Origin of the sequence: Methylobrevis albus (assembly GCF_015904235.1) — a bacterium.
In the GTDB taxonomy this organism is placed as follows: Bacteria; Pseudomonadota; Alphaproteobacteria; order Rhizobiales; family Pleomorphomonadaceae; genus Methylobrevis_A; species Methylobrevis_A albus.
Genome location: NZ_JADZLT010000051.1, coordinates 100,145 through 117,186 on the forward strand (window position 1 = coordinate 100,145; position 17,042 = coordinate 117,186).

The 17,042-nt window shown below is 66.7% G+C and carries 12 protein-coding genes and 1 pseudogene; 4 read left to right on the forward strand and 9 right to left on the reverse strand.

What is annotated here, in order from left to right; translation table 11 throughout:
* Positions 1-95: 95 nt before the first annotated feature.
* From I5731_RS12950 to recQ, 3 genes are all read right to left on the reverse strand, one after another.
* Complete coding sequence (locus I5731_RS12950) at positions 96-1,205, reverse strand: microcin C ABC transporter permease YejB (RefSeq protein WP_197311824.1); 1,110 nt, start codon at positions 1,203-1,205, stop codon at positions 96-98.
* Between the two features lie 167 nt (positions 1,206-1,372).
* A complete protein-coding gene (locus I5731_RS12955; RefSeq protein WP_197311825.1) occupies positions 1,373-3,301 on the reverse strand; it encodes an extracellular solute-binding protein in 1,929 nt (642 codons plus the stop codon).
* A 388-nt stretch (positions 3,302-3,689) separates the two neighbouring features.
* Positions 3,690-5,567: a DNA helicase RecQ gene (recQ, locus tag I5731_RS12960; RefSeq protein ID WP_197311826.1), complete on the reverse strand. Its 1,878-nt coding sequence runs from the start codon at positions 5,565-5,567 to the stop codon at positions 3,690-3,692.
* Between the two features lie 342 nt (positions 5,568-5,909).
* Between recQ and I5731_RS12965 the strand changes: the two genes are divergently transcribed.
* Positions 5,910-6,947, forward strand: coding sequence for a lytic transglycosylase domain-containing protein (locus I5731_RS12965; RefSeq protein WP_197311827.1), 1,038 nt, complete (start codon positions 5,910-5,912; stop codon positions 6,945-6,947).
* A gap of 97 nt (positions 6,948-7,044) precedes the next feature.
* Here I5731_RS12965 and I5731_RS12970 read toward each other — a convergent pair whose 3' ends face one another.
* Together I5731_RS12970 and I5731_RS12975 are read right to left on the reverse strand one after the other, a co-directional pair.
* The gene (locus tag I5731_RS12970) at positions 7,045-7,233 is read right to left on the reverse strand and encodes a hypothetical protein (protein WP_197311828.1); all 189 of its coding nucleotides are present in this window, start codon (positions 7,231-7,233) and stop codon (positions 7,045-7,047) included.
* A gap of 116 nt (positions 7,234-7,349) precedes the next feature.
* The gene (locus tag I5731_RS12975) at positions 7,350-8,063 is read right to left on the reverse strand and encodes a hypothetical protein (protein ID WP_197311829.1); all 714 of its coding nucleotides are present in this window, start codon (positions 8,061-8,063) and stop codon (positions 7,350-7,352) included.
* 183 nt (positions 8,064-8,246) lie between these two features.
* On the opposite strand from I5731_RS12975, the gene I5731_RS12980 reads away from it, so the two are divergent.
* Both I5731_RS12980 and I5731_RS12985 read left to right on the forward strand, forming a co-directional pair.
* Positions 8,247-9,560: a UDP-glucose dehydrogenase family protein gene (locus tag I5731_RS12980; protein WP_197311830.1), complete on the forward strand. Its 1,314-nt coding sequence runs from the start codon at positions 8,247-8,249 to the stop codon at positions 9,558-9,560.
* A 383-nt stretch (positions 9,561-9,943) separates the two neighbouring features.
* Entirely contained in the window at positions 9,944-11,251 is a 1,308-nt protein-coding gene (locus I5731_RS12985; protein WP_197311831.1) for a hypothetical protein, read from the forward strand.
* Between the two features lie 58 nt (positions 11,252-11,309).
* On the opposite strand, the pseudogene I5731_RS19800 reads toward I5731_RS12985, so the two are convergent.
* Positions 11,310-11,466, reverse strand: a pseudogene (locus I5731_RS19800) (TrmH family RNA methyltransferase); the annotation flags it as partial.
* Between the two features lie 317 nt (positions 11,467-11,783).
* Between I5731_RS19800 and I5731_RS12990 the strand changes: the two are divergent.
* Positions 11,784-13,094: a hypothetical protein gene (locus I5731_RS12990; RefSeq protein WP_197311832.1), complete on the forward strand. Its 1,311-nt coding sequence runs from the start codon at positions 11,784-11,786 to the stop codon at positions 13,092-13,094.
* A 194-nt stretch (positions 13,095-13,288) separates the two neighbouring features.
* Here I5731_RS12990 and I5731_RS12995 read toward each other — a convergent pair whose 3' ends face one another.
* The 3 genes from I5731_RS12995 to I5731_RS13005 form a co-directional block, all read right to left on the reverse strand.
* Positions 13,289-14,119 (reverse strand): TrmH family RNA methyltransferase, encoded by an 831-nt coding sequence (locus I5731_RS12995; protein WP_197311833.1) that lies wholly within the window; start codon positions 14,117-14,119, stop codon positions 13,289-13,291.
* Entirely contained in the window at positions 14,116-15,339 is a 1,224-nt protein-coding gene (locus I5731_RS13000; RefSeq protein WP_197311834.1) for a class I SAM-dependent methyltransferase, read from the reverse strand. Before I5731_RS13000 ends, I5731_RS12995 begins: the two co-directional genes overlap by 4 nt.
* Before the next feature lie 108 nt (positions 15,340-15,447).
* Positions 15,448-16,953 (reverse strand): sensor domain-containing diguanylate cyclase, encoded by a 1,506-nt coding sequence (locus tag I5731_RS13005; RefSeq protein ID WP_197311835.1) that lies wholly within the window; start codon positions 16,951-16,953, stop codon positions 15,448-15,450.
* Between the last annotated feature and the right edge of the window lie 89 nt (positions 16,954-17,042).

Below are 17,042 nucleotides of genomic sequence, written 5' to 3' on the forward strand. Positions count from 1 at the left end.
GCCGCCGCGGCGAACCGCCGGGGGCGGTGCGGGGAAGCGCGTCGGCGGGCGAAGCGTGCGGGACGGCGGGAGCGGAATTCGGCGCGTCCATCGGCTCAGACCTCCCGGCTCTCGAAGTCGATGCGCGGATCGATCCAGGTGTAGGTGAGGTCGGAGATCAGCGAGATGACGAGTCCCATCAGCGAGAAGATGTAGAGCGTCGCGAACACGACCGGATAGTCGCGGTTGACGACCGATTCGAAGCCGAGCAGGCCGAGGCCGTCGAGCGAGAAGATCTGCTCGATCAGCAGCGAGCCGGCGAAGAACGACGAGATGAAGGCGGCCGGGAAGCCGGCGATCACCAGCATCATCGCGTTGCGGAACACGTGACCGTAGAGCACCTGCCGCTCGCCGAGCCCCTTCATCCGCGCCGTCAGCACGTACTGCTTGCGGATTTCCTCGAGGAACGAGTTCTTGGTGAGGAAGGTCGTGGTGGCGAACGCCGACAGCACCATCGCGGTGATCGGCAGCGCGAGGTGCCAGAAATAGTCGAGGATCTTCTCCGGCCAGGAGAGGCTCGCCCAGTTGTCCGAGGTGAGGCCGCGCAGCGGGAACCAGTCGAAGAAGCTGCCGCCGGCGAACAGGATCACCAGCAGCACCGCGAACAGGAAGCCCGGCACGGCATAGCCGATGATGATCACCCCCGAGGTCCACGCGTCGAAGCGCGAGCCGTCGCGCACCGCCTTGCGGATGCCGAGCGGGATCGAGATCAGGTAGGAGATCAGCGTCATCCAGATGCCGAGCGAGATCGACACCGGCAGCTTCTCGGCGACGAGGTCGAGCACTTCGATGTCGCGGAAGTAGCTGCGGCCGAAATCGAAGGTGAGATAGTTCTTCAGCATCAGCAGGAAGCGCTCGTGCGCCGGCTTGTCGAAGCCGAATTGCCGCTCGAGCTCGGCGATGAAGGCGGGGTCGAGCCCCTGCGCGCCGCGATAGCGCGAACTCATCGCGTCGCCGCCGGGCGCGCCGCCCGGCTGCGCGCCGGCGAAATCGCCGCCGCCGCCGGAAAAGCGCTCGGTGGCCGACACGTCGGTGCCCTGCAGCTGCGCGATCACCCGTTCGACGGGGCCGCCGGGCGCGAACTGCACCGCGACGAAGCTCACGGCCATGATTCCGAGCAGCGTCGGGATCATCAGGAGGATGCGGCGCAGGATATAGGCGGCCATGGGGCTCCTTCGGCCTTGTCGTTCTCGAGGACGGCGCCCTCCGGCGCCGGGTCCGAATCGCTAAAAGAGCAATAGCACGCGCCGCCGCGCCGCAAGAGCCGGTCTCGTCGCCGCGCCGGACCCGTCAGGCGCGGGGAGATCACCCCGGCCGCCTCAGAGCCTGCGCCTCAGAGCCCGCGCCCCAGCGCCTCCGCCTTCGGCCGGTCGAGCCACCAGGTCTCCAGCACGGCGCGGCCATAGGGCGGCTTCACCGGCGGCCGGCCGTAGACGTCCCACCACGCAAACCAGTTGGTCGCCTTGTACCACTGCGGCACCCAGACGTGCATCGCGCGCAACACCCGGTCGAGCGCGCGCGTCGCATGGGTGAAGTCGTCGCGCGTCGTCGCCTCGACGATCAGGGTCAGCAACTCGTCGACGGCCGGGTCGGCGACGCCGGCGAGATTGTAGGAGCCCGGCTGCGCCGCGGAGGCCGAGCCGAAGAACTGGCGGATGAAGCCGTCGGGATAGAGCGGCGTCGAGAAGCGGCCGACCAGCATGTCGTAGTCGAAGTCCCGCTTGCGGGAATTGTACTGCGCCGCGTCGACCACCCGGTAGGTGGCGGTGACGCCGAGCAGCTCGAGGCCGCGAATGAAAGCGTTGTGGTGCGCCTCGAACGAATTGTCGTCGTCGAGGAACTCGATAGTGAACGGCTCGCCGGAAGGCAGCAGCATGCGCCGGCCCTCGCGCCGGCACCCGGCGGCGACGAGCAACTCGTTCGCTGCCTGCAGCACCGGGCGGCGGTCGCGGCCGGTGCCGTCGCTCGCCGCCGGCACGAAGGCCTCGCCGAAGGCGGCGTCCGGAATGCGGCCGCGGAAGCGCTCCAGGATGGCGAGTTCCTCCGGCCCCGGCGTGCCGACGGCCTTCAGCGGCGAGTTCTCGAAAAACGAGTGCGAGCGCTGGTAGCTGCCGAACATGATGGTCTTGTTCGCCCACTCGAAGTCGAACACCATCGCCAGCGCTTCGCGCACGCGCGGGTCGGAAAACTTCGGCCGGCGCATGTTGAAGTACCAGCCCTGGCCGCCGGCCGGGGTGCCGTCCGGCACCTCGTCGCGCTTGACCTTGCCCTCGTTCAGCGCCGGAAAGTCATAGTCGCGCGCCCAGATCCGCGAGGTGAATTCCTCGCGGAAGGTGAGATCGCCCTTCTTGAACGCCTCGAACGAGGCGACGCGGTCGCGGTAGTAGTCGTAGCGCACGACGTCGAAGTTATAGGCGCCGCGGAAGGCCGGCAGGTCCGCGCCCCACCAGCCCGTGACGCGGTCGAAGCTGATCGAGCGGCCGAAGGAGAAGTCGCGCACCTTGTAGGCGCCCGAACCGAGCGGCGGCGTCGACAGCGCACCGCGGAAGTCGCGCCCCTGCCACCAGGTGGCGGAGAAGATCGGCACGCCGGCGGCGAGCGTCAGCGCGACGCTCTTGCTCGCGGTCTCCGCCAGCACGGCGCGTACGGTGTGCGGGTCCTCGGCGGCGATCTCGGCGACGAGGCCGAGTTCCATGGCGATGTTCGGATGCCCGTCGCGGCGCAGCGTCTCGACCGAGAACACCACGTCGGTGGCGGTGATCGGCGAGCCGTCGTGGAAGGTCGCCTCGGGGCGCAGGAAGAAGCGATAGGTCCTGGCGTCCTCCGAGACCTCGATCTCGCGCGCCAGCGCCGGATAGAGGCTGTCGGGCTCGTCGAGCGCGCCGGCCATCAGCGTCGTGAACGTCATGCCCATGCCGAGCGCGCCGTCGCCCTGCAAGACGTAGTTGTTCAGCGTGTTGAAGGTGATCGGATTCTGGTTGTAGAGCCAGCTCGACGTCTGCAGCACGATGGTGCCGCCTTTCGGCGCGTCCGGGACGACATAGTCGAAATGCGGAAAATCGGCGGGATACTTGAGGTCGCCGAAGAACGACAGCCCGTGGCTGCGCCCGGCGCCGGCCTGTACCGGGCGGGCAGGGAAGAGCCCCGTGCCCGCCAGCAGCAGCGCCGCCCCGGCCTTCAGCACCGCGCGCCGGGTGCCGGGAAGGGCGCTGGCCGCCCCGCGACCGATGATCGCCTGCTGCGTCTCGCTGTCCGACGTCATCGACACTCCTGATCCGCTGGGGCCCGGCGGTGGCCCGTGCCCCGCGACCGCGCCGCACCATGACCACCGTCTTCACTATCTGCGGCATGGCGGCGGAGTTGCAAGGGCGGGGAACCGGTCTCGTCGCCTGCCGGTCCCGCCAACCGGTCGCGCGGAGATATCCGGCAAGTCCCCCCCTCCCTGTCCCTCCCCCTCGAGGGGGGAGGGGACGACCACATGACCGCTCGACCGGGCGGGGAGGGGAGCGGCTATTTGGCTCGGACTCGCATTCCCCTCCCCCCTCGAGGGGGAGGGTCAGGGAGGGGGGGACTCACCGCCCATTCCGCGCTCTCGAATCCCTCATCGACACGCAAGACCCGTCGGCGATGTCCCGGAACGCCCGCCGCCCTTACCCGTCCTGCCCGCCCCGCCAGCCGTCGATCACCTCGAGAAACACCGCCCCATACCGCTTCAGCTTCTCGTCGCCGACGCCGCTCACCGTGCGCATTTCGGCCAGCGTCCGCGGCTGGACCGCCACCATCGACCAGAGCGCCGCATCGCCGAACACGACATAGGCCGGCACCGCCTGTTCGCGGGCGAGCGCCGCGCGGATCTCGCGCAGCTTTTCGAACAGGGCGGCCTCCGGCGTGCCGGCGTCGGCCTCGGGCGCCGTGCCGCCGCGGCGGCGGTCGCGCCGGGCGGGGGCGCGGGCGGCGCGTAGCATCACCGGCCGCTCGCCCTTCAGGATCTCGCGCGCGCCCTCCTCCAGCCGCAGCGCGCCGAACGCCTCGTGGTCGACGCCGACGACGCCGAGCGAGACGAGCTGGCGCAGCACAGAGCCCCAGCCCTTGGCGTCCATCTCCCCGCCGACGCCGAAGGTCTTCAGCTTGTCGTGGCCGAAGCGCACCACCTTTTCGGTCGGCTTGCCCATCAGCACGTCGGCGACGTGGCCGGCGCCGAAGCGCTCGCCGGTCCGCACGATCGCCGAGAGCAGCTTCTGCGCCGCCACCGTGCCGTCGAAGCGCTCGACCGGCTCGCGGCAGGTGTCGCAGTTCATGCAGTGGCCGGGATGCGCCTCGCCGAAGTGGCGCAGGATCGCCTGGCGGCGGCAGTCGCAGGTCTCGCAGATGCCGATCAGCGCCTCGAGCTTCGCCCGCTCGACGCGCTTCACCGTGTCCGGAGCACTGCCTTCGTCGATCATCCGGCGCCGGAGCAGCACGTCCTTGGTGCCGAACACCATGAAGGCCTCGGCCGGCAGCCCGTCGCGGCCGGCGCGGCCGGTTTCCTGGTAATAGGCCTCGACGCTGGAGGGCAGGTCCATGTGCGCGACGAAGCGCACGTCCGGCTTGTCGATGCCCATGCCGAAGGCGACGGTGGCGACCAGCACCAGCCCGTCCTCGCGCAGGAAGGCGTTCTGGTTCGCGGCGCGGATGCGGCCGTCGAGCCCCGCGTGATAGGGCAGGGCGCGGATGCCCTTGGTGGTCAGCCACTCCGCCGTTTCTTCGACCGAGCGCCGGCTGAGGCAATAGACGATGCCGCTCGCGCCCTTGTGGCGGGCGAGGAAGTCGATCAGCTGCCGGCGCGGCTCGGCGCGCTCGGTGATGGTGTAGCTGATGTTCGGCCGGTCGAAGCTCGATTCGAAGATGCGGGCGTCTTCGAGCCGCAGCGAGCGGACGATGTCCTCGCGGGTGCGCGGATCGGCCGTGGCGGTGAGCGCGATGAGCGGGATGTCCGGGAACAGCTCGCCGAGCCGGCCGAGCCCGGCGTATTCCGGGCGGAAGTCGTGCCCCCACTGGCTGACGCAGTGTGCCTCGTCGATCGCGAACAGGGCGATGTCGATGCCGGCGAGGAAATCGAGGAAGGCCGGGGTGAGCAGCCGCTCGGGCGTCACGTAGAGCAGATCGAGCGCCCCGTCGCGGGCCGCGTCGCGCACGGCATAGGCCTCGTCGGCGCCGAGCCCGGAATGCAGCGCCGCCGCGGCGACGCCGGCCTGGCGCAGCGCCTCGACCTGGTCGTGGATCAGCGCGAGCAGCGGCGAGACGACGATGCCGACGCCGTGCCGGCAGATCGCCGGGATCTGGAAGCAGAGCGACTTGCCGCGCCCGGTCGGAAACAGCACCAGCGCATTGCCGCCGCCCGCCACATGCTCCACTACCTCGCCCTGCAGCGGGCGGAAGGAATCGAAGCCGAACACTTCCTTCAGCACGGCCTTCGGGCTGCGTCGCGCCGTCGTCGTCCCGGACGGGTCCGGGTCGGCGCGGCGGGCAAGCGGGGTCGATGCGGTCATGGGCTCGCTTCGTCAGGAGGCGGATCGGCGCCGGGGCAAGGGCGCCGGACGCGGCGCGACCTTAGAGCCATTTCGGACCCAAGGGAATCGCAGCGCGGGAGCGGGGCCGCGTCGTCCCCGGCTTTGCGCCCGCCGCACGCCGCGGCCGGCCCCGCGCCCGACCTGCCGCGCGCGGCCAGTCGATCCGCAGATCTACGCATGGCGGCGAGTGGAGGCCGGGTCATCCCGGGCGCCGCCACAGTCCAGCCGGCGCGAGACGCCTTGCTATCGCCCCATTTCGACCGCTAGTCTGTCAAGACAAAGGGCCTGTCGGGGCACTATAGGCTCTTCGGAGGGATACATATGCTTGGACGGCTCCTGCTGACGGTGGCGATGACCACCGGTTACTGCCAGCTTGCGTCCGCCGCGCAACCGTCTGATCCTGCTCCTGAAATTGCCGCCGTGGCCGAGAAGGCCGACCTGCCCGAGATGGCGGACGGCGTGCCGCTGCCCACCGCCCGTCCCGTCCATACCGTGGTCGCCGTGCTCGGCCCGGATCCGGCCGTGGTTGCGGGGGCGAGCGCCCGAATTGTGGCAGCGAGCCTCACCCCCGTGCGTGCGGCCGCCGCTGTCGACAGCGCTGCCGAGGGCGAAGTCGCTGCGCTGGCAGTCGGTGTTCCCGTGCCGCGCCCGGCCCCGGCGCGTGCCGCCGCCGATCCGGTGGTGACGGCCGCGATCCCGGTCGAGCCCGCTGCAAATCCCGTGGAGACGGCCGCGCCTCCGGCCGAGTCCGCCGCGCCGGTCGCCACCGCAGCGCCCGCCGCCGTCGAAGCCGCCCCGGCCGCGATCGCGCTGGCGCCGGCGCCCGCCACCGAGGCGCTGCCCGGCGTCGCCGTGCCGGCCGATGCCGATGCCAGCAGCGGCCACGAGGCCGCCGCCGCCGCGCAGTCCGAACTCGGCAAGGTCGCCGAAGCCGCCACCCCCGGCAGCGGCAAGCCCGATCTCGACCGCCTCATCGCCGCCTATGCCGACGAGCACGACGTGCCCGAGGCGCTGGTGCGCCGCGTCGTCAAGCGCGAGAGCAACTTCAACCCCGCCGCCTACAATTCCGGCAACTGGGGCCTGATGCAGATCCGCCACGGCACCGCCAAGGCGATGGGCTATCGCGGCCCGGCCAAGGGCCTGCTCGACGCCGAAACCAACCTCGCCTATGCGGTGAAGTACCTCGCCGGCGCCTACAAGGTCGCCCGCGGCAATGCCGACCGCGCGGTGCGGCTCTACGCCAGCGGCTACTACTACGAAGCCAAGCGCATGGGCCTGCTCGAGGAAACCGGCCTCAGGGGCGGGGCCGCCGCCGCCCCGGTGCAGACGGTCAGCGCCATCGCTGGCGGCATGTACTGACCGACGCCAGGCCTCCCAACTTCTGATCCTGCTTCCGGCCGCGGTCGACACCGGCGTGCGCCGCAACGTGCCCGGACGGGCGTGGCCGCCAGTCCGCCTACATGATCCGGTGCGGGATCGACGGCTTCGGCTCCAGCCGCGCCCAGTCGGGCCAGCCGACGTAGCGCTCGATCCCGACGATGGCGAGGCCGAGGGCCCCGATCACCACGACCATCATGATCCGGCGCCGCGACGGTGGCCGGCGGATCCAGATGGCCATGCGCAGCAGCAGGCGTTCGATGCTCATGGCGCCTCAATTGGGGGTCCAGGTAGGCTCGTACAACGGTCCGCATATGCAGATTGCATCGCGGGAGTTCCGGCGTCGGGTGCGCGGGCTGAAACGTCTGTGGCCCCCGGGGCCGGTCAGGTCCGGTCCGGGGGCCGAACGATATCGACGTCCTGGAATTCCATCCCGGTCAGCCCGTTCTGCTCCACGATGCGCTTGAAGTCACCATTGCAGAAGACGTCGTAACTGGTCTTCATTGGGCCACTGATCTTGAAGATGGGGGGAAACTCGAACGAGTTTTTGACCTTGAAGCCATACTCGTAGATCTGGCTGATGGTTCCGGTGTCCAGTCTGCGGAATCGCGATCTCCCTTCATCGAAGCAATCGACATAGACGAGGGGGAGATAGAAAACGAATCGCCTGCGAGCGACGTCGAGATAAATGTAATCTCCGAGGATCGCAATTGTCTCGGAGAACAGGCCCCATGCTCGCTCCGAGAAAACCACCGCTCCATAGAAGAAAAATGGCATATCGGGAATTTCAAGTTTCTTGTAACGATCAAACTTGAATTCTCGCCCGGATCTCACGATGTCGAATACTTGACGCAGGTCGAAAAGAGGTTTTTCTTCGACCGGAATGATGGAACGGACGTCGGTGCAGCGCCGCATGCGGTAGGCCTCTTGCGTACCCAACAGAAAACTCCACGGCCGATGGGCGGAAACCGGCCCAAGATGGTCGCCGCTCTCCAGGTTAGCTGTCGCGCAACTTAGTCCATTTCCTTCGCAGAAAACCCATCCGCCGCGATGACACATCCGCAAAGAACGCACCGTTGCGGCGGCGCCGTCATCCATCTGTCAGCTTAGGCGACTAGACCGCCGTCGCGGCCGGACGCAAGGGGCCCGGCGGCCGGAGTGTTTCGGGCAGCGACAGATCCGGGCTAGCGTGCCGTCCGGATCAACGTGGCCGTTGCCGCACCGCCGCCGCCCGGCAGCGCCAGCCCATCCTCTGGACTCCATACGACTGGAACAGCATCGATGAAGATTACGGTCGTCGGCACCGGCTATGTCGGCCTCGTCTCCGGGGTCTGTTTTTCGGAGTTCGGCTTCGACGTCACCTGCGTCGACGTCGACGCCACCAAGATCGCCAGCCTCTCGGCTGGCATGGTGCCGATCTACGAGCCCGGCCTCGAAGAGATGATGCAGCGCAACGTCGAGGAGGGCCGGCTCTCCTTCACCACCGACCTCGCCGCGGCGGTGGCGGCGGCAAGCGTGGTCTTCATCGCGGTCGGCACGCCGTCGCGCCGCGGCGACGGCGAGGCGGATCTTTCCTATGTCTATGCCGCCGCGCGCGAGATCGCCCGCAACATGCAGCCCGAGACGGTGGTGACGATCAAGTCGACCGTCGTCGTCGGCACCTGCCGCGCCGTGCGCGACATCATCGCGGCGGAGCGGCCGGGCGTGCCGTTCTCGGTCGCCTCCAACCCGGAGTTCCTGCGCGAGGGCGCGGCGATCGAAGACTTTCTGCGCCCCGACCGCGTCGTGGTCGGCGTCGACGACGAGCGCGCCAAGCTGCGGATGCGGCGGGTCTACCGGCCGCTCAACCTGCGCGAAACGCCGATCCTGATCACCTCGTTCGAGAACGCCGAGCTGATCAAATACGCCGCCAACGCCTTCCTCGCCATGAAGGTGACCTTCATCAACGAGGTCGCCGACCTCTGCGAGAAGGTCGGCGGCAACGTGCAGGAAATCGCCCGCGGCATCGGCCTCGACAACCGCATCGGCTCGAAGTTCCTCCACGCCGGCCCCGGCTTCGGCGGCTCGTGCTTCCCGAAGGATACCCGCGCGTTCGCCGCCACCGGCCGGAAGGCCGGGGCGCCGCAGCGGCTGATCGAAGAGGTGATCGCGATCAACGAGGCGCGGAAAGCCGACATGGCCGCCCGGGTGCTTGCCGCGCTGCCCGAGCCGGCGAAGTCTACCGTCGCGGTGCTCGGCGTCGCCTTCAAGCCCAACACCGACGACGTGCGCGAGGCACCGAGCCTCGCCGTGATCGGCGACCTCCTCGCCGAGGGCGTTTCGGTGCGGGCGCACGATCCCGAGGCGATGGCCCAGGCCGCCCCGCTGCTGCCCGGCGTCGCTTGGTGCGACAGCCCCTACCAGGCCGCCGAGGGCGCCGACGTGCTGGTGATCCTCACCGAGTGGAACGCCTACCGCATGCTGAACTTCGCGACCCTGAAGACCGTCATGGCCGGCCGCCTGATCCTCGACCTCCGCAACATCTACAAGCCCGACGACATCGCCGGGACGGGGTTTTCGTATCGCTCGGTGGGGCGGCCGACGCTGGAGGGGTGAGGGGCTGCGGGATTTTCGGCGCCTGGCCTGGCGGCGAGCCCCCTGCCTCCCTCGCGAGGGGGGAGGGGACGACTTTCGCACTGCATCGGCAATCCCCCGCTCGAGGGGGAGGATCAGGCAGGGGGAGCCGGCCGGGGAGCGCAAACAGCGCCGAGCGACCTCCTGTTCCGATCAGCGACGCGTCATTGAGCGAGCCGTGATCGCTGCCGCCGGGTGTCGCGCCGGACGAGGTCGCATGGTGTCCTGTCGGGTCAGCGAAGTCCGAGAGACGGGGGTTCTTGCCCCGAATGGGGGGATCGCGTTGCAGGAACCTTCAGGTTGTGAAAATATGCATGAGGCACAATTTATACTAGCGGTTCTCATTGCGGGATCGGAGTTGGATCATGCTCTGCAATTTCCTTGGTCCGAGAAAAGCCGATTTGTCGGCGATACCCCATCGTGCGTTTGAACGGATTTCCAGAATAGTTTTTCTGATGATGCTGTCCGTCATGCTTCATATGACGGAGGCAGCTGCAGCTCCTCCATGGAATGATGACATAAGCGCTGCATACAACATCAGAGCAAACTTGAAATATTTCTCTGGGACGATTGATCAGGCGACGATCGAGGCGGGCGAGCCGGGTTTTGAAAATGGCGAGGCTGCGAACCGAAGCGTCTGGTTCAAGCATCGGGCTCGTGCCGACGGCTATCTGGTCCTGATCTCCTTCACGAATGGCGACTTTTCTCGAACCGGCCCCGGCGTCGGGATCGACGTCTTCAACGGACGCTCCTTCAGGCCTTCCGACCGCATCGTATCGGCGTTCCCCGAGGACTTCCTTTCCAGCATCAAGGTCTCTCGGGTCATGGTCCCCGTTGTGGCGGAGCAGCTGATCTATATCAGGGTAGCTGCCGTCGGACCGGCGAGTACGGTCGGATTTGCGTTTCACATCATTCACACCGACGACGAGGGAGACATTATTCTGCTCCCGATCAGAAGCCATGCGATTGGAACGCAACCGTTACTTCTCCATGGCGAAACCGACTGCTGCGTCTTTGGAAATTTTTGGCCTGTGTTCGCTTTGGTCAACATGACGACCCGGCCGGCTGTCATCAGTTATGCAAAGTATGATTTGCCGACCTCGGCCGTTTACCGCGGTGGTGACCAGATACCGCCCCGGGGCGAGTCGCGGCCGGGCCTGCAGTCGCTCACACTCGGTTGGAATTCGGACAATGTGCGCCGCGGCCAGTCGGGAACCTGGAACTACAAATTTGTGGCGCATGTGACGATGGGGGCCTTGTCCAAACGTCTCGCCGTTGCGATTCCGCTGATCCGATCGCGCACGGATCAGGCAAGGGTGACAACGAGGGCGGACAATACCTTCATCCTTGCGACCCTCGGCAACACCGCGCGCGGCGAGATACACGTGACGAACACGAGCCAGCACATGGCGAAGGGGTGCCGATTCATCAGGGCGCGCGTCGGTCCCGCGGCTTACTTTGCGCCGACCGAGTTCCGGTGGCGTCGTAAGACACCGCCGTCGCCCATCAACGCTGCGGTCGATATTCCGGCGGGCGCCACACGAACATTCGAAATCCTGCTGAATACGAATTTCACCGGATATGCCTTCGGCGCGAAGTTCGACTTCGCATGCGAGAACGCGCCGAACCTCTGGATGAATGCTCCGGCCTTCTCCATCACGTCACTGCCGTGATGGAGCCGCGGCGGAGCGACAGCTGATCGCTGTGTCGTCGAGGTTGGCGTAGCCCCCCTCACACCACCAGCACGTCCCGCCTGAGCTCGTACAGCATCACCCCCGTCGCGATCGCGAGGTTGAGGCTGTCGGCGTGGCCGGCCATGGGTCTTGGCGAGGACGTCGCAGGCGCCGGCGAAGCGGTCCGAGAGGCCGGTCTGTTCGTTGCCCATCAGGACCACGGATCGCATGCTGAACTTCGCGACCCTGTAGACCGTCATGGCCGGCCGGCTGATCCTCGACCTGCGCAACATCTACAAGTCCGACGACATCGCCGGGACGGGGTTTTCGTATCGCTCGGTGGGGCGGCCGGCACTGGAGGGGTGAGGGGAGCTTGTTAGCGTGCCTATGCAGTAAAACTTGGGGGCGTTGGCGAAATCGCCTGAGATAAATACGTATTGCAGCTTTAATCAATATCAGAGAGTAATTGGTACCGACGTGCGAAGAGGCGCGAGAATATTCGTGCTGGACGTGATCGGCATCGGAATTTTTGATGGAGCGCATTCGATTCTTGGAGGCTGATATGAACGCGGAATGGAATTTAAACGAGGGTGACCATTTTTTCGAAAAATCCGTGTCGAAACTCAAGATATTCCTGTCAGCGCTCTTCTGGTTTTCAGCTTGTTATTTTATCTTATCATTTGGTGCCTCCGCCGCGTTACTGAACGATGGGATCAATAGTGCGATCGCCATAAAAAGTAACCTCAAGTATATTGCGGGAACGACGGTCGGGGCGACGGTTGAAGCGGGCGAGCCGGATTTCGAGAACGGCGAGATCGCCTACAATAGTGTCTGGTACAAATACAGGGCAACGAATGATGGATATCTAGTCATTCTTTCCTTCGCGGCTATCAATATAGGTTTAGACGTCTTCGATGGCCCGTCATTTGATCCAAGACATCGATTGGTTTCCGGATTTCGTGAAAATATACCGGGCTTCCCGAGTTCGGTTATAAGATTGCTGACTCCAACGGTTGTTGGAGAAGTTCTCTATATTCGGGTCGCCAATCCCGGTAATACGTCACAGCATCAATTTGGGATCTATTTTCAGCAAACGGGTCAAGATGGAGAAATCTTGGTTATCCCGTTCAGGTCCGCGTGGGCGCCAATGCCTCCATCAATGATCTCTGGTGAATCAGCGGGCCCTATTTTTGCAAATTTCCAGCCAAACTTCATCTACATCAATACGATGCGGAGTGCTGGAAATATTACAGATGCTGGATTTGATATGCCTACCGCCAATGTGCGTCTTTCGGGAGCACGATTACAGGGGAGATCTTCAACCAAACCAGGCGTGCAATTTGGATCCTTGTTATGGGACAACAGCGCGCGTCGGAATGAGATCGGTACCTGGAATTATACGTTTCTCACGAAGATTCGCGTCGGATCAGCGTCGTACAGATTCGGATTTCGTATCCCGCTGTCGCGTTGGAGGGACCGCCAAGTGCAACTAGCACTATCCTCTGAAACTGAAAGGGTGAACGCACTTCTCGGACAGACCGCAAGGCTCGTGGTCTCCGTCAACAACCCATCTGGTGTCTTGGCCAAAAACTGCCAGTTGCTGCACTTCAGAAGCCCCTCGGGCTACGTCCGTCCCTACGAAGTTCGATGGCGGAGGCTGCTTCCGCTCGGAGTGATGAATGCGCCGATAGATATTCCAGCGCGTTCAACCCGGCAGATTGAGATCTTCATCAACACAAATTTTATCGGAGAAGCTAGGCGGCACACGCCATTTTTTGAGTGCGAGAATTCCTCACATAGTCATCAAATATTTCCACAAATAACGATCTATTCCCGCCCCTGATTAGCGTGTCATGTGCGGACAGATCTGGACCTGACGCAAAGCCCGAACGCAGCAGGTAGGGTGAGCGTCGATCTGGGGAATTCAACCTGGCAGAAAAGGCATCTAAAATAAGAATGCCGTCTGCTGGCGTTTAGCAAGATTGCCAATGGCGGCTAAGTTCAATTCCTTGAAAGGGTAGTGAAGCCGTAGATCGGCTAGACCACCAGCACGTCTCGCCTGAGCTCGTACAGCATCACCCCCGTTGCGATCGCGAGGTTGAGGCTGTCGGCGTGGCCGGCCATGGCGATCTTGGCGAGGACGTCGCAGGCGCCGGCGAAGCGGTCGGAGAGGCCGGACTGCTCGTTGCCCATCAGGAGCACCGTCGCCTCCGGCGAGGCGATCCGGCGCCAGTCGGTGGTGCCGGAGAGATGCGTGCCGACCATGCGCACGCCGGCCTTCGCCTTCCAGCCGAGGAACTCGTCGATGCCGGTGCGCACCAGCGGCACGTGGAACAGCGAGCCCATCGTGGCGCGCACGGCTTCGAGCGAGAACGGGTCGCAGGTCTCGCCGATGATGATGACGCCCTTGGCGCCGACCGAATCGACCGTGCGGATCACCGTGCCGAGGTTGCCGGGATCCTTGACGCCTTCGAGCGCCACCCAGACGTCGCCGGCGGCGAGGCGCACCGCGGAGAGCGGCGTCAGCTTCTGGCGGAAGGCGCCGACCACCATCTGCGGGTTGTCGCGCCGGGTGATCTTGCCGAGCACCGCCTCGTTGACCTCCAGCACCATGCCGCCGCGGGCCTTGACGGCGGCGGCGGTCTGCATCACCCGCGCCTCCTGCCGGCCGCGGGCGGCGTAGCAGATCGTGTCGATCGGCCACTGCTCCTCCAGCGCGTCGGTGACGAGCTTCAGCCCCTCGCCGAGGAACAGCCCGGTCTCGTCGCGGTGCTTCTTCATCTGCAGCGCGCGCAGGTTCTTCACCAGCGGATTGGTCAGGCTGGTGACCTGGTGCACCGCACCGCCGAACTTCACGGGGTCGCTCATGTCGCACTCCAGCGCGAGAACATCGAGGTCGAGAGCGCCCGGCCCTTGCCTGTCCCAAGGCCGGCGCCAGCGCCGCTTTCGCGCAGCACCAGTTCGCCCGATTCCAGCCGGCCACCGAGATCGCCGAACACGTCGCCCATCAGCTCGTGCGAGGCGAGGAACGAGGCGCGGATCGAGTAGGCGGTGAGGATCACGAAGGCCGGTCGCGGCGAGAGGATCTTGCGGCAGAGGTCGAGCATGTGCGGCAGGTCGTCGAAGAGGTTCCACACCTCGCCGTCCGGGCCGCGGCCGAACTTCGGCGGATCGAGCACGATCGCGTCATAGCCGGCGCCGCGGCGCACCTCGCGCTCGCAGAATTTCACCGCGTCGTCGCAGATCCAGCGGATCGGCAGCGCGTCGAGCCCGCTCGTCGCCTGGTTCTCGCGCGCCCAGCCGATCGCCTTCTTCGAAGCGTCGACATGGGTCACCTCGGCCCCGGCGGCGGCGGCCGTCAGCGAGGCGAGGCCGGTGTAGCCGAAGAGGTTGAGCAGCTTCAGCGGCCGCCCGGCGTCCCGGATCCGCGCCGCGGCCCAGTCCCAGTGCACCTGCTGCTCGGGGAAGACGCCGACATGGCGGAACGCGGTCAGCCGGCAGACGAACTCGGCCGGGCCGTAGCGCATGGTCCAGGTCTCGCCGGTGCCCGGCGCCTGGCGCCAGCGGCCGGGGCCCTCCTCGTCGACGTCGCCGGTGAAGGCGGCGCCGGCGGCGGCCCAGGTCTCGGGCGACAGCCGGCGTGCGCCCATCGCCTGCGGCTCGGGGCGCACGATGGTCAGCCCGCCGTAACGCTCGAGCTTCTCGCCCTCGCCCATGTCGAGCAGGGCATAGTCGTCCCAGCCCGTGGTCTCGAGCAGCGTGCCGATGGTCTCGCTTGCGGTGCGGGGCCCGCGCGGGCGCGGCGGCGGCCGCTTCGGCGGCGCGGCGGCGGCGGGCTTGGCCGCGCCACGTGGCCGGCCGGCGGCCTCCACGGGGCGTGGTGCCGCCGCGGGCTCCGCCGGACGCCGGGCGCCGTGGTCGGGCGCCTTCTGGCGCGGCTCGGCGCGGGCAGAGGCGGCGGCGGGCTTCGGCGAGCGCGCGTCGCTGCGCCGCTCGTCCGCCTTGGCCCCGCGCGGTTTTGCCCCCGTCGGTCCGGCGGTCTTCGGGCGGCCGTTGCTCGGCGGGCGGGACGGGGGGCGGCGGCTCAAGGGTTCTCTCCGAACGCCGGACCGGCCGGCATTCGCCCTTCCTTAGCCGATGCGCCGGCGCATTTCACCCCCGCGCCGCGCACCGGATGGCGGCGCGCGCGGCGTGGCTCATTCGCCGGCGGCCGAGCGGCGACGCTCGCGCGCCTCGGCGGCGTAGAACTCGCGCTTCGCCTGGTACATCAGGATGTCGGCGCGCTTCACCGCGAGTTCGATGCGCTCGCCGGCCCGCGCGGCGGCAGCGCCCATGGAGAGGCTGAGCGGCATGCCGGGGTAGAACTGGTTGTTGAGCTCGATCAGCTTGTCGATCTTGTCCAGCACCAGCTTGGCGTCGCGCTCGTCGGTGCCGGGCAACAGCAGGGCGAACTCGTCGCCGCCGATGCGCGCGGCGCAGTTCGGCCGCGTCACCGCCTCGTTCAGCACCTCGCCGATGCGGCGCAGCAGCTCGTCGCCGGCGGCGTGGCCGAGCTGGTCGTTGGCGGCCTTGAGACCGTTGAGGTCGGCGATGACCACGGTGACCGGGAACGGCCCCTTGCGCTCCAGCCGGTTGAGCTCGTCGACATAGAACGACCGGTTGTAGAGCTTGGTCAGCACGTCGTGCTTGCCGAGATATTCGAGATAGGCCTCGGCCTTCTTGCGCGCCGTGATGTCGGTGAGCGCCACCTGCACCAGCGACCAGGTCTGCTCGTGCCCGGGCAGCACCGAAAACTGCAGGTGGACGTGCAGTTTGTCGCCGGTGAGGGCGTAGTTCACCACCTCGCGCTGCTGGAACAGCTTGCCGTTCCAGAGGTCGACCAGCTGCTCGCGGAAATGGCTTTCCATGTCGTCGCGGAACACGTCGCCGAGCCGGCGCAGCAGCGTCGGCTTGTCGGGGGCGGCGAACAGCTCCAGCGTATGGCGATTGACGTCGAGGACGCGGATCTCGCTCATGCAGCGCGAGACGAACTCCGGGTGCACGTCGGTGAAGACGCGGAAGTCGGTGATGCCCTGGTCGCGCACCTCCTCGATCAGCTGGCGGACGCGGCTGAAGTCCTCGACCCACAGCGACACCGGCGAATGCTCGAACAGGCCGCGGGCATAGGTTTCGCTCGCCGCCTGGCGCCGGCGGGCCTCCTCGCGCTCGCTGACGTCCTCGGTGGAGATCAGCACGCGGTCCCAGCGCGCCTCGTGGCCGGGCAGGATCGTGGCTTTCAGCTGGATATCGAGCCGGCGGCCGGAAATCGTGTAGTTGACGGCGTTGCTCGTAAAGCTCGACGCGCCCGACCAGAGCTGCACCAGCTCCTCGATGTGGGTCGTCAGCATGTCCTGGCTGAACACCTTGTCGAGGCTGGCGACGAGGTGGTCGAGGCTGTCGGCGCCGAAGAGGCTCAGCGTGCGCCGGTTGACCTTGATCAGGCGGATGCGGGCCGAACAGGCGGCGACCCGGCTGGAGTCTTCGGCGAGAAAGGCCCGCAGGTCCTTGACGCCCTCGGCGCGCCAGCCGTCGAGCAGCTCGCGTACGCCGCTGTAATCCTCGAGCCAGAGGGCCACCGGCGCGAGTTCGAACATCTCGGCGTCGTCGCCGGGGGCCGCCCCCAGTGCGGAAACCGGGGGGACGATCGCGATGGGCTGCTGCATGGTCACCTCAAGCGGGAACCGGGCCGCACCTCGGGCGCGCGGGCGCCGGGTCGATCGTTCCCTGAACATATACGCCAAAAACGCGTGGC

Coding starts and splice junctions, on each gene's coding strand:
- I5731_RS12950 (WP_197311824.1), bottom strand. CDS start 1,205: ATGGCCGCCTATATCCTGCGCCGCATCCTCCTGATGATCCCGACGCTG.
- I5731_RS12955 (WP_197311825.1), bottom strand. CDS start 3,301: ATGACGTCGGACAGCGAGACGCAGCAGGCGATCATCGGTCGCGGGGCG.
- recQ (WP_197311826.1), bottom strand. CDS start 5,567: ATGACCGCATCGACCCCGCTTGCCCGCCGCGCCGACCCGGACCCGTCC.
- I5731_RS12965 (WP_197311827.1), top strand. CDS start 5,910: ATGCTTGGACGGCTCCTGCTGACGGTGGCGATGACCACCGGTTACTGC.
- I5731_RS12970 (WP_197311828.1), bottom strand. CDS start 7,233: ATGAGCATCGAACGCCTGCTGCTGCGCATGGCCATCTGGATCCGCCGG.
- I5731_RS12975 (WP_197311829.1), bottom strand. CDS start 8,063: ATGGATGACGGCGCCGCCGCAACGGTGCGTTCTTTGCGGATGTGTCAT.
- I5731_RS12980 (WP_197311830.1), top strand. CDS start 8,247: ATGAAGATTACGGTCGTCGGCACCGGCTATGTCGGCCTCGTCTCCGGG.
- I5731_RS12985 (WP_197311831.1), top strand. CDS start 9,944: ATGCTCTGCAATTTCCTTGGTCCGAGAAAAGCCGATTTGTCGGCGATA.
- I5731_RS12990 (WP_197311832.1), top strand. CDS start 11,784: ATGGAGCGCATTCGATTCTTGGAGGCTGATATGAACGCGGAATGGAAT.
- I5731_RS12995 (WP_197311833.1), bottom strand. CDS start 14,119: ATGAGCGACCCCGTGAAGTTCGGCGGTGCGGTGCACCAGGTCACCAGC.
- I5731_RS13005 (WP_197311835.1), bottom strand. CDS start 16,953: ATGCAGCAGCCCATCGCGATCGTCCCCCCGGTTTCCGCACTGGGGGCG.